The organism is Bacillus sp. Leaf49 (assembly GCF_001426125.1).
GTDB lineage: Bacteria > Bacillota > Bacilli > Bacillales > Bacillaceae > Bacillus > Bacillus altitudinis.
Genome location: NZ_LMRK01000026.1, coordinates 1 through 20,253, shown reverse-complemented (window position 1 = coordinate 20,253; position 20,253 = coordinate 1). Strand labels below are relative to the sequence as shown.

Annotated in this window: 21 protein-coding genes and 1 other annotated feature; of the genes, 20 read left to right on the top strand and 1 reads right to left on the bottom strand. The window is 41.8% G+C overall.

Annotated features, from left to right (window positions below; translation table 11 throughout):
• The first annotated feature begins 19 nt into the window (after positions 1-19).
• Positions 20-227 (top strand) — a binding site (T-box leader).
• Positions 228-306: 79 nt separating this feature from the next.
• The 15 genes from alaS (at position 307) to ASG46_RS19465 (ending at position 15,810) form a co-directional block, all read left to right on the top strand.
• Positions 307-2,943, top strand: a complete 2,637-nt coding sequence (gene alaS, locus ASG46_RS19535; RefSeq protein ID WP_017358103.1) for an alanine--tRNA ligase — start codon at positions 307-309, stop codon at positions 2,941-2,943.
• An 88-nt stretch (positions 2,944-3,031) separates the two neighbouring features.
• On the top strand, positions 3,032-3,298 hold the full coding sequence (locus ASG46_RS19530; RefSeq protein WP_024718370.1) for an IreB family regulatory phosphoprotein: 267 nt from the start codon (positions 3,032-3,034) through the stop codon (positions 3,296-3,298).
• 3 nt (positions 3,299-3,301) lie between these two features.
• Positions 3,302-3,718 carry a Holliday junction resolvase RuvX gene (gene ruvX, locus ASG46_RS19525; protein ID WP_003216519.1) on the top strand — a complete coding sequence of 139 codons (417 nt, stop codon included), beginning with the start codon at positions 3,302-3,304 and terminating at the stop codon, positions 3,716-3,718.
• Between the two features lie 15 nt (positions 3,719-3,733).
• Positions 3,734-4,018: a DUF1292 domain-containing protein gene (locus ASG46_RS19520; RefSeq protein WP_017358102.1), complete on the top strand. Its 285-nt coding sequence runs from the start codon at positions 3,734-3,736 to the stop codon at positions 4,016-4,018.
• Positions 4,019-4,174: 156 nt separating this feature from the next.
• Positions 4,175-4,741, top strand: a complete 567-nt coding sequence (locus ASG46_RS19515) for a biotin transporter BioY (RefSeq protein ID WP_046527110.1) — start codon at positions 4,175-4,177, stop codon at positions 4,739-4,741.
• On the top strand, positions 4,741-6,198 hold the full coding sequence (locus ASG46_RS19510) for an acyl-CoA synthetase (protein ID WP_056705971.1): 1,458 nt from the start codon (positions 4,741-4,743) through the stop codon (positions 6,196-6,198). The genes ASG46_RS19515 and ASG46_RS19510 overlap by 1 nt, the downstream gene beginning before the upstream one ends.
• Positions 6,186-7,274, top strand: a complete 1,089-nt coding sequence (locus tag ASG46_RS19505; protein ID WP_056705820.1) for an acetyl-CoA C-acyltransferase — start codon at positions 6,186-6,188, stop codon at positions 7,272-7,274. The genes ASG46_RS19510 and ASG46_RS19505 overlap by 13 nt, the downstream gene beginning before the upstream one ends.
• A gap of 73 nt (positions 7,275-7,347) precedes the next feature.
• Complete coding sequence (gene mltG, locus ASG46_RS19500) at positions 7,348-8,430, top strand: endolytic transglycosylase MltG (protein ID WP_024718365.1); 1,083 nt, start codon at positions 7,348-7,350, stop codon at positions 8,428-8,430.
• A gap of 212 nt (positions 8,431-8,642) precedes the next feature.
• Positions 8,643-9,308: an O-methyltransferase gene (locus ASG46_RS19495; RefSeq protein WP_008342672.1), complete on the top strand. Its 666-nt coding sequence runs from the start codon at positions 8,643-8,645 to the stop codon at positions 9,306-9,308.
• Positions 9,305-10,234 (top strand): peptidase U32 family protein, encoded by a 930-nt coding sequence (locus ASG46_RS19490; RefSeq protein WP_008342670.1) that lies wholly within the window; start codon positions 9,305-9,307, stop codon positions 10,232-10,234. Before ASG46_RS19495 ends, ASG46_RS19490 begins: the two co-directional genes overlap by 4 nt.
• Before the next feature lie 20 nt (positions 10,235-10,254).
• Positions 10,255-11,523, top strand: a complete 1,269-nt coding sequence (locus ASG46_RS19485) for a peptidase U32 family protein (protein WP_056705818.1) — start codon at positions 10,255-10,257, stop codon at positions 11,521-11,523.
• A gap of 7 nt (positions 11,524-11,530) precedes the next feature.
• A complete protein-coding gene (gene udk / locus ASG46_RS19480) occupies positions 11,531-12,163 on the top strand; it encodes a uridine kinase (protein ID WP_007501435.1) in 633 nt (210 codons plus the stop codon).
• A gap of 647 nt (positions 12,164-12,810) precedes the next feature.
• Positions 12,811-13,284, top strand: coding sequence for a transcription elongation factor GreA (gene greA / locus ASG46_RS19475; RefSeq protein WP_007501433.1), 474 nt, complete (start codon positions 12,811-12,813; stop codon positions 13,282-13,284).
• A gap of 50 nt (positions 13,285-13,334) precedes the next feature.
• Entirely contained in the window at positions 13,335-15,077 is a 1,743-nt protein-coding gene (locus ASG46_RS19470; RefSeq protein WP_056705815.1) for a peptidoglycan D,D-transpeptidase FtsI family protein, read from the top strand.
• A gap of 67 nt (positions 15,078-15,144) precedes the next feature.
• Positions 15,145-15,810: a YrrS family protein gene (locus ASG46_RS19465; protein ID WP_017367687.1), complete on the top strand. Its 666-nt coding sequence runs from the start codon at positions 15,145-15,147 to the stop codon at positions 15,808-15,810.
• A gap of 144 nt (positions 15,811-15,954) precedes the next feature.
• Here ASG46_RS19465 and ASG46_RS19460 read toward each other — a convergent pair whose 3' ends face one another.
• On the bottom strand, positions 15,955-16,161 hold the full coding sequence (locus ASG46_RS19460; protein WP_024718362.1) for a YrzA family protein: 207 nt from the start codon (positions 16,159-16,161) through the stop codon (positions 15,955-15,957).
• A 187-nt stretch (positions 16,162-16,348) separates the two neighbouring features.
• Between ASG46_RS19460 and ASG46_RS19455 the strand changes: the two genes are divergently transcribed.
• The 5 genes from ASG46_RS19455 to ASG46_RS19435 all read left to right on the top strand — a co-directional run bounded on the left by ASG46_RS19455 (position 16,349) and on the right by ASG46_RS19435 (position 20,124).
• Positions 16,349-16,990, top strand: coding sequence for a class I SAM-dependent DNA methyltransferase (locus ASG46_RS19455; protein ID WP_056705811.1), 642 nt, complete (start codon positions 16,349-16,351; stop codon positions 16,988-16,990).
• 15 nt (positions 16,991-17,005) lie between these two features.
• Positions 17,006-17,701: a 5'-methylthioadenosine/S-adenosylhomocysteine nucleosidase gene (gene mtnN, locus ASG46_RS19450; RefSeq protein ID WP_007501428.1), complete on the top strand. Its 696-nt coding sequence runs from the start codon at positions 17,006-17,008 to the stop codon at positions 17,699-17,701.
• A gap of 46 nt (positions 17,702-17,747) precedes the next feature.
• Positions 17,748-18,671 carry a PLP-dependent cysteine synthase family protein gene (locus ASG46_RS19445; RefSeq protein ID WP_007501427.1) on the top strand — a complete coding sequence of 308 codons (924 nt, stop codon included), beginning with the start codon at positions 17,748-17,750 and terminating at the stop codon, positions 18,669-18,671.
• Position 18,672: 1 nt separating this feature from the next.
• On the top strand, positions 18,673-19,821 hold the full coding sequence (locus ASG46_RS19440; protein WP_056705809.1) for a bifunctional cystathionine gamma-lyase/homocysteine desulfhydrase: 1,149 nt from the start codon (positions 18,673-18,675) through the stop codon (positions 19,819-19,821).
• Positions 19,822-19,893: 72 nt separating this feature from the next.
• Positions 19,894-20,124, top strand: a complete 231-nt coding sequence (locus ASG46_RS19435) for a YrhC family protein (protein WP_056705968.1) — start codon at positions 19,894-19,896, stop codon at positions 20,122-20,124.
• The last annotated feature ends 129 nt before the right edge of the window (positions 20,125-20,253 follow it).

The following is a 20,253-nucleotide window of genomic DNA, read 5'->3' as shown; positions in this document are numbered from 1 at the left end:
TAATTTCGATTCATACATATTGAATTCAATGACGGACCCGAGTACGTTAAAAAGCTGTTGCAGAGAGAGGCTTTGTTTGCTGAGAAAAGCCTTATCAGACCTTTAACGGAAGCTAGTCCCGAGTGCAGATAAACACTGCCGCTCTCTTCCGGCGTTATCGGATGTGAAGGTGATAGACGCATATGTCTATAATCAGGGTGGTACCGCGAGAGCATCTCGTCCCTGTGTAAGTAGTTTTTTGCTTGCATAGGGCGGGATGTTTTTTCGTTTGTGTGAAGATTGAGGAATAATAAAGGAGGATTTATGATGAAAACTTTAACTTCAGCTCAAGTACGTCAAATGTTTTTAGATTTTTTTAAAGAAAAAGGACATGCTGTCGAACCGAGTGCGTCCCTCGTACCGCATGACGATCCAACACTTTTATGGATTAACAGCGGGGTGGCAACATTAAAGAAATACTTCGATGGCCGCGTCGTGCCTGAGAATCCACGTATATGCAACGCGCAAAAATCAATTCGTACAAATGACATTGAAAATGTAGGGAAAACAGCACGCCATCATACGTTTTTTGAAATGCTGGGCAACTTCTCTATTGGAGACTATTTCAAAGAAGAGGCAATCGAATGGGCTTGGGAATTCCTCACAAGTGACGAGTGGATTGGCTTTGATCCGAATCTGTTATCTGTCACGGTACATCCAGAGGATGAAGAAGCGTATGTTCTTTGGAGAGATAAAATGGGTGTCCCTGAGGAACGAATTATTCGTCTAGAGGGCAACTTCTGGGATATTGGCGAGGGGCCAAGTGGTCCGAATACAGAAATTTTCTATGATCGCGGCGAAGCATATGGCAACGACATGAACGACCCTGAATTATATCCAGGCGGAGAAAATGAACGTTATCTAGAAGTATGGAATCTTGTTTTTTCTGAATTTAACCATAATCCAGATGGTACATACACACCGCTTCCGAAGAAAAACATTGATACAGGAATGGGTCTTGAGCGTATGGTCTCTGTGATTCAAAACGTACCGACGAACTTTGATACAGACCTGTTCATGCCGATTATTCGTGCAGTAGAAACGATTTCTGGAGAAAGCTATGGGGAGTCAAAAGAAAAAGACACAGCATTTAAAGTCATTGCTGACCATATTCGTACTGTTGCCTTTGCCGTCAGTGACGGAGCACTTCCTTCTAATGAAGGCCGAGGTTATGTGTTAAGACGTTTGCTGCGCCGTGCTGTGCGTTATGCAAAAACGATCCATATCCACCGTCCATTTATGTATGACCTAGTTCCAGTTGTTGCGGAGATCATGAAGGATTTCTATCCAGATGTTCAAGCAAAAGAAGAATTTATTGCAAAAGTGATCAAAAATGAAGAAGAGCGTTTCCATGAGACACTGAATGAAGGGTTAGCCATTTTATCAGAAGTGATCAAAAAAGAACGTGACAATGGCAGCTCACAAATTTCCGGTAAAGATGTGTTTAAGCTTTATGACACATATGGATTCCCGGTCGAACTCACAGAAGAATATGCAGAAGATGAGAACATGACAGTCGATCGTGAAGGCTTCCAGCTAGAAATGGAGAAGCAGCGTGAACGTGCAAGAAATGCCAGACAAGATGTAGGTAGTATGCAGGTTCAAGGCGGGGCTTTAGGCGATATTAAAGCAGAAAGTACGTTTGTTGGCTACGAAAATTTAACTGCAGATGCTCGCATTATCGAATTGCTTCAAAACGGTGAAATTGTCACAGAAGCTCACGAAGGGGAAACGGTGCAAATTTTATTAGATGAAACACCTTTCTATGCGGAAAGCGGCGGACAAGTGGCGGATAAAGGAACGTTAAAAAGTGCCGAAGCGATCATTGATATCAAAGATGTGAAAAAGGCGCCAAACGGCCAGCATGTCCACGAAGGAGTCGTCGTAAGTGGTACGGTTCAAAAAGGCATTGAAGTCACTGCAGAAGTCGAATCAGCGCTTCGAAAAGGCATTGTGAAAAATCACACAGCGACACATCTTTTGCACCAAGCGCTAAAAGATGTATTGGGTAGCCACGTTAACCAAGCGGGTTCACTTGTGAATGAAAACAGACTTCGCTTTGACTTTTCTCACTTTGGGCAAGTAACAAAAGAAGAATTGTCACAAATTGAAAAAATCGTCAACGAAAAGATTTGGGAAGGCATTTCGGTTGCCATTGACCTGAAACCAATTGCTGAAGCAAAAGAAATGGGCGCAATGGCGCTGTTTGGCGAGAAGTATGGCGATATTGTCCGTGTTGTGCAAGTAGGTGATTACAGCATCGAGTTATGCGGAGGCTGTCACGTTCAAAACACTGCGGAGATCGGATTGTTTAAAATTGCATCTGAATCGGGTATTGGTGCTGGAACACGCCGTATTGAGGCTGTAACAGGTAAAGGTGCTTATGAAGAATTAAATGATCAGCTAGCGATTTTAGAAAAGGCAGCTAATGAACTGAAATCAAATACAAAAGATGTACCAAAACGCATCGCTTCCTTGCAGGCTGATTTAAAAGAAGTTCAAAGAGAAAACGAATCACTTCTTGCGAAATTAAGTCAAGCAGAAGCTGGCTCTATTTTAGAAAAAGTCATCGAAGTTGGCGGAGTGAACGTGTTAACTGAAAAAGTAAACGCCAAAGACATGAACCATTTAAGAACGATGGTTGATGACTTAAAAGCGAAATTAGGTTCAGCTGTCATCGTACTTGGTGCCGTTCAAAATGGAAAAGTCAACATTTCAGCCGGTGTGACGAAAGACGTCATTGAAAAAGGTCTTCATGCAGGAAAACTTGTGAAGCAGGCAGCTGAAATTTGCGGCGGAGGCGGAGGCGGACGCCCAGATATGGCACAAGCAGGCGGGAAACAGCCAGAAAAGCTTGAAGAAGCACTGGCAACTGTCGAAGAATCTGTCAAATCCGTTTTATAATCAGTCAATGTAGTGTAGAATAATGGTATTAGATGAGCGGTTAGAAAAAGCTTGCTAGTAGAATGTTGGAAGAGAGGTGCAAGAAGCAGTGAGTTCATTTGATAAGACAATGAAGTTTAACTTCTCTGATGATTCAGCTGAAACCAATGTGAATGAAGTGCTCATAACAGTCTATGACGCACTCCAAGAAAAAGGATACAACCCGATCAATCAAATTGTCGGATACTTGCTGTCAGGCGACCCTGCTTATATTCCAAGACATCAGGATGCACGCAACCTAATTCGTAAACTAGAACGAGACGAATTAATTGAGGAATTGGTTAAATCGTACTTAGAGACACATAAAGAGGCGTAAAACATGAGAATTTTGGGCTTAGATTTAGGCACGAAAACCCTTGGTGTGGCTATCAGTGATGAAATGGGATGGACAGCTCAAGGGATTGAAACCATTAAAATCGATGAAGCAGGCGGAGACTTTGGTCTCAGCCGCCTGTCTGAGATCGTCTCGCAATATGGAACGGATAAAATTGTCCTTGGTTTTCCAAAAAATATGAACGGTACGGTCGGTCCAAGAGGCGAGGCCAGCCAATCATTTGCGAAAGTGTTAGAAAACACGTACAATGTTCCTGTTGTGCTTTGGGACGAGCGTCTGTCAACGATGGCAGCAGAAAAAATGCTCATCTCTGCAGATGTGAGCAGACAAAAGCGTAAAAAAGTCATTGATAAAATGGCGGCTGTTATGATCCTTCAAGGGTACTTAGACAGCTTAAATTAAAATGAGGTGAATCAAATGGAACACGGAGAAAAGCAAATTACAATCGTTGATGATAATGGAAATGAGCAGCTTTGCGAAGTACTATTTACTTTTGAAAGCGACCATTTTAACAAATCATATGTTCTTTACTACCCAATTTCTGAACAAGATAACGAAGAAATTGAAATTCATGCATCAAGCTTCACACCAAATGAAGACGGTGAAGATGGCGAATTAGAGCCAATTGAAACGGATGAAGAGTGGGACATGATTGAAGAAACGTTAAATACGTTCTTAGATCAAGAAGACGAAGAAGAATAGAACGAATAAAAGGCCTGTGAACATGATCTCTGTGATCTTTCTTCACAGGTCTTTTTTTACATTCTATATGTAAACTATTATTGAAATTTAGTTGACATATATCACTCGACCTTTTACGCTATTTTTATCAAAAACATCGAGTGAGGGGTATGAAAATTGAAAATTCACGATATGATGCAAATGGCATTAATGACAGCAGTTATTGGGATGTTAGGGTTGATTCCGCCTATTTTTCTTGCGTTTACACCTGTACCAATCACAATGCAAACCGCAGGTCTTTTGCTTGCTGGTGGGCTCTTAAAACCAAAGCAAGCGCTGATTAGTTTACTTCTGTTTCTCCTAATAGTGGCAGCAGGCGCACCTATTTTATCTGGAGGGAGAGGCGGTATAGGGGTCTTTTTTGGACCAAGCGGCGGTTTTTTACTTGCTTATCCAGTGGCTGCCTTTCTGATCAGCCTGTGGCTGAACCGGCTGAAGAAAGTGACGGCTTTACGACTATTTTTGATCTATGCGGTATGCAGTATCGGGATATTATATATAGGCGGAATTCCTTTTCAAGCCATGATGATGCATATAAAGATCACGCAAGCAGCTCTGTTCAGCGTCATTTATTTACCGGGTGATCTGATCAAAGCAGGAATATGTGCCGTCTTCACGGTGAAAATCATTCAAGCGATGTCATATCGAAAAAGGGACTTACATAGAGGGAGGCGAGCAGTTTGATGAGAATAACGGAAAGCTATGCAGCTCATGCAAAAGTGAAGCCAGATCAGATGGCGATTATAGATGAAAAAGAGAAGATCACTTATGAAGAATGGCATGAGCGTGTGCAGTCATCTGCACAATGGTTAAAAGAAACGCCTCATCAGCAAAAAAGAGTCGCTTTTTTATTATCAAATGGTGTTCCGTTTCTCCAACTGTTTGCTGGCGCAGCTTCTGCAGGATGGACAGCGGTGCCTCTTGATCCGCGGTGGAGTGACAAGGAATGCGCGGAAAAGCTCTTATTAAGCGAGGCAGACCTTGTCATTGTGGAAGATCGATATATCAAAAGGGTTGAAAAGTACAAGCTGGATATGCCAGTGCTCTCTTTATCTGAATGGAAAGAAAGAATCAGCCTCAGCATAAATGTTCAATCGAACAAAAGTGATACGGAGGAAGATCCTGCTTTTTATATGGGATTTACTTCAGGATCAACGGGATCGCCCAAAGCCTTTATAAGACGCCAGCAGTCATGGATCGAGAGCTTTCAAATGACAACATCCGTCTTTGGGATCACACATAAAGATCATGTACTGATTTTGGGCACACTTTTATCCTCTCATTTTTTATACGGTGCGATCAGCACACTTTATTTCGGGGGCACCGTGACATTGTTAGAAAAATTTGTGCCAGAGAAAGCAAAGAACATCTTAGAAAGAGGAGACATCACGGTTATTTATACGGTTCCGACCATGACAGAATCGTTATTGCAAATGGATGCCTTCGGAAAGAATCCGCTTCTTGTCCTGTCGTCTGGTGCAGATTGGGGAAACTATTCAAAAAAACAGCTCGTCAACCGCAATCCCCACATCACATTTTTTGATTTTTATGGAACATCAGAATTGAGTTTTGTCTCCTATTTATCTTCAGATGACTTTTTGCAAAAGCCTACTTCTGTCGGAAAGCCTTTTCCTTCTATTCAGGTTGAAGTCAGGAGGGCAGATCAAACCGTTTGCAAGCCAAATGAAATAGGGAGAATTTATGTGAAAAGCCCAATGTCTTTTTCAGGCTATTTACAAGATGAAAAGCCGCCCGAAGAGTGGCTGACCGTATATGACATGGGGTGGCTCGACGAAGATGGTTACTTGTATATGAGCGGCCGCGAGAATGGCATGATTGTCTATGGGGGACTGAATATTTTTCCAGAGGAAATTGAGCGTGTGCTGAATGAACAGCCAGAGGTGAATCGATCAATCGTGATTGGACTTCCTGATCCATATTGGGGCGAAATTCCTGTTGCCATTATTGAGAATGTACAGCAAACAAAAACCATTCGGCAAGCTGTAAAAGAAACATTAGCGGCATACAAAGTACCAAAAAAATGGCTCGTCACGGACAAAATGATCGAAACATCAGGAGGGAAAATCGCTCGTGCCAGTATGAAAAAGTGGGCGGAGGAACAATTATCATGCAAGCCGTGATCGTACAAGCGAAGCGGACGCCCTTCGGTGAGAAAAATGGAATGTTGAAGGATTACCGGCCAGAGCATCTAGCTGCGCCCTTGATCCAGCATTTTTCAAACGTGACCAACCCAGATGACATCATTTTAGGCAATGTCGTCGGGGGTGGTGGCAACATTGCCCGTCTGTCCTCGTTAGAAGCAGGGCTTTCATTACATATTCCGGGTATGACCATTGATAGGCAGTGTGCTTCCGGTCTTGAAGCCATTAGAACAGCGTGCATCATGATTCAGTCGGGGGAGGGATCAATGTATATCGCTGGTGGAACGGAAAGCATTTCTCGGTCACCAATGAAAGAAAGGGCCCGCTTTTCTCCAGAGTGGATAGGGGACCCTCATATGGGGGAAGCGGCAGAGCTGACGGCGTCGAGATTTTCAGTTGCGAGACAAGAGCAAGATGACTATGCACTTTTAAGCTGGGAACGAAGTATAACCGTATTCAAGCAAGGAACGTATTCAGAAGAAATTGTTCCGATTGGCGGGATGAGTACAGATGAAGCGGCAGCTAAAATAAGACCGATTGCAAGCTTGATAAAGCGGGCAAAACCTGTCTTTTTACCAGGCAAAGGTACTGTGACTGTGACCAATAGCTGTAAAGAAGCAGATGGTGCAGCTGCCGTCGTTGTGATGGAAAGAGCGGAAGCGGAGGCAAAAGGCTTCAGCCCTATGCTGCGGTATATCGGGAGTGCCGTGACCGCTATGGACCCGCATTATCCTGCTGCTTCACCAATTGATGCAATCAAGAAACTTTTACATAAAGAACAAGTGAAGATAGAAGATGTTGCACTTTTTGAAATCAATGAAGCGTTTGCGCTCAAAGTAGTGCTCATTGCCCGGACACTAGGTATTCCTTATGACCGTATCAATAAAAGAGGCGGTGCGCTTTGTCTTGGGCATCCATATAGCGCCTCGGGAGCTGCTATGATGGTGAGACTGTTTTACGAAGCCCGCGCCTTACCGAATGGAAGCTATGTCATGGCTGCAATTGGCAGTGGAGGCGGTGTCGGTTTAGCCACACTATGGCAAGTTCTGTCATGACATGCATGAGCAAGTAATTGCCGAACTCCGTCGAATCATGTACTATAAAAGCTAGATGTGAGGAGGGCCATGCATGTTTTCAGAACAAAAGAAACGACCATTTTTTAAACGAAAAATGGGGATCGTCCTGTTATCTGTACTTGCTGTGATCATCATTGCAGCATTATCAGGTTTTTTATATGTAAAATCAGCACTCGGGCCGGTCGATCAAAAAAGCAAACAAACCATTAATATTCATATTCCAAATGGGACATCTGTCAGTGGAATTGCGAGCATTTTAAAAGAAAATGAGCTGATTTCAAATGACACGATTTTCACTTACTATGCAAAGTACAAAAAAGCGTCAGGCTTTAAAGCGGGATATTTTCATCTCAAACAAACAATGGATGCGGATCAGCTAATTCAAAAGCTGACATCTGGCGGGACAGATTACGCATTTCAGCTTGTGATACCTGAAGGGAAACAGTTGTCTGATATTGCAACTATTATCGCAAACCAGACGAATTTTTCAGCGAAGGAAGTTGAAGCGAAGCTGGATGATCCAGCCTTTATTAAAAAACTGATGAAAAAATACCCGAAAACGGTGACATCACAAGTGAACGGGAAACAGGTCAAGCATCCGTTAGAGGGATATTTATTCCCGGCGACGTATCCGTTTTATCGTGAGGATGAATCACTTGAAACCATCATTGACACGATGATTAAACAAACAGATCAATATGTGAAAACGTATGAAAAGGACATGAAAAAGAGAAAGATGTCCATCCATGATGTCCTAACGATGGCATCCCTGATAGAAATGGAAGCAACCGAAAAAACAGACCGGTCAAAAATCTCAAGTGTGTTTTATAACCGGTTGAAAAAGGACATGCCGCTTCAAACAGATCCAACCGTTCTTTATGCGCTTGGCGAGCATAAGTCCCGTGTTTATTACAAAGATTTAAAAGTGAAATCACCTTATAATACGTATACAAACAAAGGGCTGCCGCCTGGACCTATTGCCAATGCTGGAGAATCTTCTTGGAAAGCAGCACTCCATCCAGAGAAAACAGATTTTGTTTACTTCCTAGCAAAGAAAAATGGGGAAGTCGTCTTTACGAAAACGTTAAATGAGCACAACAAAGCGAAAGCGAAATACATCACAGGCAGCAACTAACGCCCATGTGAGAGGAAAAAGACTGTAGACAATCGTGAAATTGCCTGCAGTTTTTTTCGTTGTTATATCCATTTTATAGGTTCGCAATTACCACATCTTTGTGGTAAAATATATCGGGTTGTTTTTACTTAGATGAACGAAAGATTGACGAGAAAGAGAGCTGCAGCAGGCAGGACTCTTCTTTTTCAGGTCATGAAGGAGCTAGACATATAATGACAATCGAAGATGATCAAATAAATGATTATATTGAAGATTTAATTGAGCCGAGTCCTGATGCCATCGCTCAATTAGAGGAGTATGCGAAAGAGCATCATGTGCCAATCATGGAAAAGGTGAGCATTGAACTGTTATTGCAGCTGCTTTCTTTGAAAAAACCGAAGAAGATTCTTGAGGTTGGGACAGCGATTGGCTATTCAGCGATTCGAATGGCAGAAGCTCTGCCAGATGCTGAAATCTATACGATTGAGCGAAATGCGAAACGTTATGAGGAAGCGACACGAAATATTGAAGAATTACATTTCAAAGATAGAATTCACGTGTTTTTTGGCGATGCGATCGAATCAGCTAAAACGGTTCAGACGATGGCGCCCTATGATGTGATCTTCATTGATGCGGCAAAAGGTCAGTATCAACGCTTTTTTGAGCTGTTTGAACCGATGCTGTCCGATGACGGAATGATTATTACAGACAACGTATTATTTAAAGGCTTAGTTGCGACAAATTATGAAGAAGAAATTGAAGATAAACGAAAAAAACAATTAATAGGCAAAATTGATCGATACAATCAATGGCTGATGTCAAATCCTGACTACCAAACGTGTATCATTCCGGTTGGAGATGGGATCGCTATTAGTACAAAAAGAGGTGACCAATCATGAAAAAACCAGAATTGCTTGTGACGCCAAGCAAGGTGTCGGATGTACTGCCGCTCATTGAAGCGGGTGCTGACGCATTTTTAATAGGTGAACAAACATATGGAATCCGTCTTGCAGGTGAGTTTTCAAGAGAAGATGTGAAACAAACGGTTCAACTCGCACATGCACATCACAAAAAAGTATATGTCGCCATGAATGCGATTTTTCATAATGACCGTGTGGCACTGCTTGGAGATTATTTAACCTTTCTCGATGGGTTAAACGTGGATGGTGTCGTTTTTGGAGATCCGGCAGTGATCATGGCCGCAAAAGAAACAGGTGTCAACTTGAATCTGCACTGGAGTACAGAAACAACTGGGACAAACTATTACACTTGTAACTACTGGGGCAGAAAAGGCGCAACACGTGCTGTTCTTGCCAAAGAACTCAATATGGATAGCGTGATTGATATCAAAGAAAACGCCGAAGTGGAGATTGAAATTCAAGTCCACGGCATGACCTGTATGTTCCAATCCAAACGGACACTTGTTGGCAACTATTTTGAGTATCAAGGCAAACAAATGGACGTGGAAGGCAGAAATATGGAAGAAGGTCTATTCCTTCACGACCAGGAGCGTCAAAACAAATATCCTATTTTTGAGGATGAAAATGGCACACACATTATGAGTCCAAATGATGTATGTATGATTGATGAATTAGAAGAATTTGTCGACGCAGGCATTGACTCATTTAAAATTGACGGAATTTTAAAGTCACTTTCTTATATGACAGAGGTGACATCCCTCTATCGAAAAGCCATTGATTTACTAGTGACTGATAAGGAAGCCTATGAAGATCAGAAAGATGAATGGGTGGAGCGTATTGAAGAGATCCAGCCTGTCAACCGTTCAATCGATACAGGGTTCTTCTTTAAAGAAACGGTTTATTAAGATAAAAGGAGGCAGAGGAAATGGCACTTTTAAAAGATGGAATTTCTGAAGTGATCGATGGAAAACGTGTCATTACAAAAAAACCAGAACTGCTAGCGCCAGCAGGAAACTTAGAAAAACTAAAAATTGCTGTGCATTATGGAGCAGACGCTGTTTTTATTGGTGGGAAAGAATTTGGACTTCGTTCAAATGCAGATAACTTTTCAATTGAAGAAATGGCAGAAGGTGTCGCATTTGCGAACAAATACGGTGCTCGCATTTATGTGACAACGAATATTTTCGCCCACAACGAAAACATGGACGGTCTGGAGGAATATCTTCAAGGGATTGAAGGAGCCGGTGTAGCGGGAATTATTGTCGCTGATCCACTCATCATTGAAACATGCAAACGAGTAGCTCCAAAGCTTGAAGTTCACTTGAGCACACAGCAGTCTCTTTCAAATTGGAAAGCGGTGCAGTTTTGGAAGGAAGAGGGGCTTGAGCGTGTGGTCCTTGCACGTGAAACAAGCGCCCTAGAGATTAAAGAAATGAAAGAAAAAGTGGATATTGAAATCGAAACGTTCATTCACGGGGCCATGTGTATTGCTTATTCTGGCCGGTGCGTGCTCAGTAACCATATGACAGCGAGAGATTCAAACCGCGGGGGCTGCTGCCAATCTTGCCGCTGGGATTATGATCTCTATAAACTAGAAGGCTCTGAGGAAGCGCCTTTATTCAGTGAAGAAGACGCACCATTTGCGATGAGTCCAAAAGATTTAAAACTCATCGAATCCATACCGCAAATGATCGAAATGGGAATTGATAGCTTAAAGATCGAAGGACGAATGAAGTCCATTCATTATGTAGCAACAGTTGTCAGTGTCTATCGTAAAGTCATTGATGCTTACTGTGCGGATCCAGACAATTTCGTCATTCAACAAGAATGGCTCGATGAATTAGACAAATGTGCCAACCGTGACACGGCTCCTGCCTTTTTTGAAGGTGTACCAGGAACGGATGAACAAATGTTTGGCATTCACGGAAAGAAAACGACCTTTGATTTCGTCGGTCTTGTACTTCATTATGATGAACAAGAACAAATTGTCACATTACAGCAGCGTAATTTCTTTAAAGCTGGCGACGAAGTTGAATTTTTCGGTCCAGAAATCGAAAATTTCACATGCAAGATTGAGACGATTTGGGACGAAAAAGGGAACGAACTCGATGCCGCTCGTCATCCACTGCAAATTGTGAAATTTAAGCTTGATCAAAAAGTATACCCTAGCAACATGATGAGAAAGGGGAAATAACCGGCACATGGGGAAAAAACCAGTGGTGATTGGAATCGCTGGCGGCTCGGGTTCAGGTAAAACGAGCGTCACCAATTCCATTTACGAAAAATTTAAAGGACATTCAATCCTCATGCTTCAGCAAGATTTATATTATAAAAATCAAAGTCATATGCCATTTGAAGAGCGCCTGCTGACCAATTATGATCATCCGCTTGCATTTGACAATGACCTGATGATTGAGCATGTAGAAGCGCTGCTAAAGTACGAGTCCATTGAAAAACCGATTTATGATTTTAAACTAAACACACGTTCAGAAGAGACGGTACATGTTGAACCCAAAGATGTCATCATCGTTGAAGGAATCTTTGCTCTTGAAAACGAACGTCTAAGAAACTTAATGGATATTAAACTGTATGTGGATACAGATGCAGATCTTCGGATCATTCGCCGTATTTTACGTGATACGAAAGAAAGAGGCAGATCGATTGATTCCGTGATTGAACAATATGTATCTGTCGTCAGACCGATGCACAATCAATTCATTGAACCGTCAAAACGATACGCCGATATCATCATTCCAGAAGGTGGACAAAACCATGTCGCAATAGACCTCATGGTGACAAAAATTCAAACGATTCTTCAAAACCGCGGAGAGTAAATGGTGGAGAAGAACAAAGACCTTTACGACGTAAAGGTCTTTTCAACATCATGCTCTTGTAGTCAATACTTTAGTAATGGCTAGTCCGAAATTATCGGTGAGCATTGTAAGAAGCAGTCCCTGAGTAAAAGATTTGATATGATAGGAAAACAATGCTGCGAAATGGAGACAGGAAAATCACGATGGGATGCTGAAAGTTTCAGTTATTCCTGCTTTGTAAAAGTATATTAAAAAAACGACAAACAAATCATCACAAATTTTCAAACAATTCTTGATCAAAATGCAATTTTGTAATAATATAGCATAGACATATCGTACACTGACCATATTATGTATTGGAAGATGGAGAATGGATAAGCTATTCTTCTACATATGATCGAAATGGCCGAACGAGGTACAGGAGCTTCCTGTGCCTTTCCACAGTTTGTGCGATGAAGATAATACATCATCATGAGACCGCTGCTGTTCCTGCCTAATAAAAAGGCATAATAGTTGCATCTAAAAGGGACGCCATGTAAGATGGACTTTTACGAATATGGGACAGAAGGAATGAGGGCCGGAATATGTCCTCATTCTTGTATATTTCAGTCGTCACTCACATGCAGAAAGCTTGTATGATGAGGATTAATAGAAGGAGTGAATGATTCATGGCACAAGAGAAAGTATTTCCAATGACAGAAGAAGGAAAGCGCAAATTAGAAGAAGAGCTTGAATATTTGAAAACGGTTAAACGTAAAGAGGTTGTAGAGCGTATTAAAATCGCTAGAAGTTTTGGAGACCTCTCTGAAAACTCGGAATATGATTCTGCTAAAGAAGAGCAAGCGTTTGTAGAAGGTCGTATTACAACGCTTGATAATATGATTCGTAATGCCAAAATTATTGAAGATGAAGGTAACTCAAATATTGTTTCACTCGGTAAAACGGTGACATTCGTTGAATTACCGGACGGTGAAGAAGAGTCTTATACGATTGTAGGAAGTGCAGAAGCTGATCCGTTTGAAGGCAAAATTTCAAACGATTCACCAATTGCAAAAAGTCTTTTAGGCAAACAAGTAGACGACAAAGTCACTGTTCAAACACCTGGCGGAGAAATGTTCGTCCAAATTGTAAAAATTTCATAATTACGTTTATACGATGAACACCTCGTCCACAATAGGGACGAGGTGTTTTTATGCTGAAAACAAGAAGAATCCAATGGACAGGTGCCATTATTTTTATATTATTGCTCGGTCTTCTGTTTAGACTAGCGGAAATTCAGTTGTTTTTCACAGAATCTTTTTCAAAACTTGATATTAATTTGATCCAAGAAAGTGTCAGGCAGCGGACAGAAGAAGTAGTCATTTCAGACGGACGCGGCGAATTTTTAGATCGAAACGGCGAGGCACTTCTCACAAAGGAAGAGCCAGCGGTCATCATATTTCCATTCCTGCAATATGACCTCCCTCACTTAAAGCAAACCGCTTCTATACTTGAGATGGAAGAAGATGAATTGAAGAGCCAGCTGACAGAAACGAAGAAACCACTCATTTTAAAAGATGATATGACGAAAAAAAAGCTGAAAGACATCAATGATATGAAATATTCAGGTGTTTACGGCGTATATATGAAAGAGAAGGACAAAAAAAGACTTGCCCTCCACACATTAGGCTTCACAAGTGAGAATCCAGAACTCTTGAGAAAGCGTTATCCGGACAAAAAAGAACTTTCAATCCGCACTGAGATCGGTACATTCGGTTTGGAAAGTACATTTGACGAATTTCTATTACCAGAGCAAGACACAAAATTGTTATATCATGTGGACGGAAGGGGAAACCCTTTGTTTGGGATGGACGTCAAATATACAGCAGAAGCTCATTCGTTTTATCCGCTGCAAGTGCAGACAACTATGGACGAAGACATGCAGAGGGAAATGGAGAATGTTCTCAAAGCGCAAGGTGTTGAAAAAGGCGGAGCGGTTCTGCTCGACATTCAAAATAGCAGTGTGCTGGCGATGGCGAGTGTTCCAAATGTGACCAGCAAAAACCGGCATGAGGCAAGAAATTACATGCTGACCGCAATGGCTCCCGGTTCTGTATTTAAAACGGTCGTACTTGCCGCAGCGATTGAAAAAAACTTGAACCAGCCACAAACGATGTATGATTGTCGAAAGAATTTATATGGAGAGCCAGAAGGAAAGCAGGAAGTACTGAATCTGTCTGAAAGCTTTGCGCAAAGCTGTAATTATACATTTGCGACACTCGCTGAGCAGCTCATCCAAACAGATGATCAAATCCTTGAAAAGACAGCTTCAAAGCTTGGGCTTGTGGATCGAGCCGGCTGGGAAGGGGATGTATACCATAAGCAACAATTCAAACAGTTTGATCGTGAAGAAACAGGCAGTGTGTGGGGAGATAAAAGAGACAAGCATGTCAAAAAAGCCATTGCGCAAACGGCAATTGGTCAAAAAAATGTCAAAACAACTCCCTTGCAAATCGCCAATATGATGGCAACGATTGCAAGGGGCGGAGAAAGAAAAGAAGTGAGGATTGCAGATAAAGTGCTGTATCAAAACGGAACAACGATGCTATCCTTTCAAAACAAACGACCTGATGGTGACAGTATTGACCGCTATACAGCTCAAACCTTGCAAAAGTACTTAAGGCAGGTGGTGACGTCTGACAACGGAACAGGAAGAAGATTTCAAGACCTGCCGTTCCATATAGCAGGGAAATCAGGCACTGCCCAAACCGGCAGCAAAGATAAACAGGGGAATCCACTTTATCACAAGTGGTTTGCCGGATACTTTCCGGCAGAAAAACCAAAATACGCTCTGGTCGTTGTTCACCTTGATGAGGCAAGTGGCCGGGCTAAGACAAATGAAGCGTTTTATGATATTGTAAAAAAGGTCAATGAAATTGAAAAGAAACAGACATAGAACATCCCTTCATGTCATGTTAGAATAGTAACGACTTAGGGAACAGAGGCAAAGGAGTGCAGAGATTTTGAGTAGAAATTCTCGATTTGAACATCGTGATAAGCGCAGAAAGGCGAATATGGTGCTTAACATATTAATTGGTATCGTTGTGGTGCTTATTTTGGTTGTCGCATCGAGTTTGTTAATTTTTAATAAACCGAAAGATACAAATGTAGCAGACGAACCATCAAAAACAGCACCTGCATCGAGTGAAAATAAACAAAACTCAGAAGAAGATGTGAAAGATCAAAAGAAAGATACATCCGATGATGCGGATGCAAAAAAAGACGATTCATCTGACAAAAAAGACGATACAAAGAAAACAGATGATGAAGAAGAGCCAAACAAAGATGCGTTAAAAGACGCCACAGAAACAGATGGCGGTAAAACAAGTGACGTAGACAAAACATATGAAAACGATAACTGGGAGCCTGTAGGAACAGAGCAATCGGGATCACATACAGCAACCTATGATGCTAACTCAAAAGACTGGAAAGAAATGATCAAAGCCATGTCCTATGCGACAGGAATCTCAGAAGACCAAATGACTGTTATTTGGTTAGGAAATAACGGAGGACCTCAAGATGCAAAAGGAACCATCCGTGATAAATCAACAGGTGAACGCTACCGTGTAGAAATTACGTGGGTGGACGAAAAAGGCTGGAAACCTGTGAAGGTTGAAAAATTAAAATAAACATAAAAAAAGATAGCATACAAAAAGGCTAAAATGAATCTCATTTTAGCCTTTTTCTTCTTTTCAGCGTGATAGAAAACCTTTGCAGTCTAGGAAGGACTAGCACCGGGGCACAGACCTGACTGACTACACGCTGATCTTTTTTTATGAGACATTCGCTTTAAAATGAACAACTGCTGTATACAAAATCTTATCATCAATGACAGTCGTTTGATGACTTACAGAATGAACAGTCAGCAAGATCGCCTGATTATGTTCAATTTGTTTTTGGATCTTTTGTTCAAGTTCTTTTAAAGACGTTGCTTCAAAAAATTCAATTTTGTCCTTTAAAAAATCCAGTTGAAAATCCATTTCATTCATCCCTCCATGCTCTAGATTCATCATAATCTCTCCCATCCAAAAGGGCAAATATTTTTCTACCCCGCCCAGTATTTTTTAGTAGGAAAGAATCAGAAGATGTGGTAGGATAGGAACTGTTCGACGGAATAAAACATACTATACGGATAGGAATAAATAGATAAAGTGGAGGGAAAGAAAAATGGGACGTGAGTTTCTTTCTTTATTTGATCATTGGGCTGAATCTTATGATGACACTGTAAGTGGTCATGACGAGCAGTATAAAGAAGTGTTTCGCCGGTATCCGGCCATTCTAAAAGAGATTACTCGCCGTGCAGGTCAACATGTCATTGAGTTTGGAAGCGGCACAGGAAACCTAACGGCGGCACTGCTTCAAGCAGATAAGAAAGTGTTTGGCGTTGAACCTTCAGAGGCCATGAAGAAAGCGGCTCTTCAAAAAGGAATACCAGATGTATTTCATGACGGGGATTTTTTATCGTTTCCAGCTCCACCTTTTGAGCCAGATACGATCGTCAGTTCATATGCTTTCCATCATTTAACCGACGAAGAAAAAAAACAAGCCATTCACACCTATGGCAACATCATTCCCTCAGGTGGTAAAATAGTCTTTGCTGATACAATGTTCCAAAATCAAGCAGCACATCAAGCTGCAACGAACAAAGCGAAAGCCGCTGGATTCGATCAGCTTGCAGAGGATTTAGAAACGGAATACTATCCATCCATAGGTGTGTTAAAGCAAATCTTTGAAGAAGAAGGTTTTAGCACATCTTTTCATCAAATGAATGATTTTGTGTGGATCGTAGAAGCGAAGAAAAGGGAATGAAAGGATGTTTTTGATTTGAAAATCGCAGTGATAGGTGCAATGGAAGAAGAAGTGACGATTTTAAGAGACCAACTAAAGAATGCCACACAAGAAAACATCGCTGGGTGTGAATTTACAACAGGTGTTTATGAAGATAAAGAAGTGATTTTATTAAAATCAGGGATTGGAAAAGTGAATGCAGCGGTCAGCACAACACTTCTGCTTGACCGCTTTCAGCCAGATTATGTGATCAATACAGGATCAGCTGGCGGTTTCCATCACTCATTAAATGTAGGTGATATTGTCATCTCTACTGATGTGAGACATCATGATGTGGACGTGACGATCTTTGATTACGAATATGGACAAGTGCCAGGATTACCAGCTGCTTTCATCGCAGATGATCAGCTTGTGAAGCTGGCAGAGGAATCTGCTTCAGAAATCGATCATATTCAAGTGGCAAAAGGAACGATTGCAACAGGAGATTCATTTATGGATGATCCTGGTCGTGTCGCGTTTGTGAGAGAGAAATTTCCAGAGCTGTATGCAGTGGAAATGGAGGCAGCAGCAGTTGCGCAAGTTTGCCATCTATTTGAAACGCCATTTGTGGTCGTTCGAGCGTTGTCAGATATTGCTGGGAAAGAATCCAATATCTCTTTTGATCAATTTCTAGAGCAAGCAGCGATTCACTCAACAGACCTTGTCCTGCGTATGATAAAGCAAACACAATAAAAGAAGGGGTTTACCCCTTCTTTTCCATACAAAGGAAGGGATTTATATGGCTGTCATACATGATATTACGGAATTAATTGGCCACACACCGCTTTTAAAACTGTCAGGGATGGGTGTGCCGGCAGGTGTTGATGTTTATGCAAAACTTGAAATGATGAACCCAGGCGGAAGTATTAAGGATCGCTTAGGTGATATGCTGATTAAAGAAGCGCTGGCATCGGGCAAACTGCGCCCAGGCGGAACCATTATTGAAGCAACTGCAGGAAACACAGGCATCGGGCTTGCGCTAAGTGCAAGAAAACATCAATTGCATCCGATCTTCTGTGTACCAGAACATTTTAGTCAAGAGAAACAACAGCTCATGAAGGCGCTTGGTGCAGAAATTATTCATACACCAAGAAAAGATGGGATGAAGGGTGCGATTGATCGAGCCCTTGAACTAGAGGCAAGCCTTGACAATGCGTATTGCGTCTTACAATTTAAAAACCAAGTAAATCCATTGACTTACTATAAAACACTCGGGCCAGAAATATGGTCTGACCTCCAGGGTAACATAGACGTGTTTGTAGCAGGAGCGGGCTCTGGCGGAACGTTTCAAGGCTGTGCTGCCTATTTAAAAGAGCAAAAAGAAGCGCTAAAAACAGTGATCGTGGAACCAGAAGGATCTATTTTAAATGGCGGAAAGCCGGGGCCGCATAGAACGGAAGGAATTGGCCTTGAATTTATTCCAGATTATATGGAATCGACTTTATTTGACGAGATTTATACCGTCAGTGACGATGATGCATTCCGAATGGTGAAAGAAGCAGCTGAAAAGGAAGGTGTTCTGATCGGAAGCTCGTCTGGAGCCGCTCTATTTGCCGCTTTAGAGGAAGCGAAAAAGGCATCACCTGGGACAGTGATCGTCACCATTTTTCCTGATAGCAGTGAGCGTTATCTAAGTAAAGGTATTTATGAGGGAGGAAAATAAAATGAAGCCAAAAACAATGATGATTCATAGTGGAATCACTGGTGATGAAAAAACAGGAGCCGTGTCTGTTCCTATTTACCAAGTCAGCACCTATAAGCAGCCTAAAGCAGGCGAGCACACTGGATATGAATATTCCAGAACTGCGAATCCAACAAGAACAGCACTGGAAACAGTCGTTCGTGATCTTGAAGGCGGGGCAAACGGCTATGCATTCGGTTCAGGAATGGCTGCAATTACAGCCGTGATGATGCTGTTTAACAGCGGAGATCATATCGTACTGACTGACGACGTGTACGGCGGAACCTATCGTGTGATGACAAAGGTGCTCAACCGGATTGGCATTAAAGCCACATTTGTAGACACAAGTGATCCTGAAGCGGTGAAAAAAGCAATTTTACCAGAAACAAAAGCCGTCTATATTGAATCACCAACCAATCCATTGCTAAAAATGACCGATCTACAAGCCATAAGCCGGATCACAAAAGAAGCTGGCATCTTGATGATTGTCGATAATACGTTTTTTACCCCATATTTTCAAAAGCCGATTTCATATGGGGCTGACATTGTCTTGCACAGTGCCACAAAATATTTAGGCGGCCATAGTGATGTGGTGGGCGGACTTGTCGTGACAGCTACTGAAGAGCTTGGTGAAGAACTGCACTTTGTTCAAAACTCTACAGGCGGTATTCTTGGACCGCAAGATGCGTGGCTTCTAATGCGAGGGATGAAAACGCTCGGACTAAGAATGGAAGCACATCAACAAAACGCGCAGAAAATCGCTGAGTTTTTAGAACAGCATCCAGCGATTACACGTGTCTATTACCCAGGTTTAAGCGCTCACCCAGGTCATGAGTTTGCAAAAACTCAAGCAACAGGCTTTGGCGGAATGATTTCTTTTGATATTGGAAAAGAAGAAAATGTCGACGTGTTTTTAAGCCAATTGAAATTGTTTACAATCGCAGAAAGCCTTGGGGCGGTTGAAAGTTTAATCTCTGTTCCTGCTCGCATGACCCATGCATCCATTCCAAAAGAGCGCAGAGAAGAGCTTGGCATCACAGATGGTTTAATCCGTATTTCTGTCGGTATTGAAGATATTGATGACTTATTACATGATATTGAACAAGGGCTCGACGCAGTAACGAATGGATAGATTTACATGCCCCTCGCTTTCTCTCACTATGGTAAGCTATCAATAGACATTGATAACGGGAAGGTGAATCAAGTGAAGAAAAAGTGGGATGGTTTAGTGACAGATTACAAGCAATACGCTTTTATTTTGCTTGCTGTCAGCACCTTTTTATATATTGGTACGATTTTACCGAATCAGCACATAGAAGCATCACTAAAAATGCTGATGCTGGCAGTTGATTGTGTTTTCCTATTGGCTGCTTTCCTTTGCGTGAAACGTGCGATCTTTTTTCAAAAAAAGCTACAAGAACTAGATGAAGATTAAGCAAAAAGTCTCCTCATATGATGAGGAGACTCAGACCGTAGACAAACCCCACCTTTACTTCAAGTAAAAGTGGGGTTTTCACATTTTTTGATAAAAACATTATGTGTTTTACGCTGGACATGGCTCTTT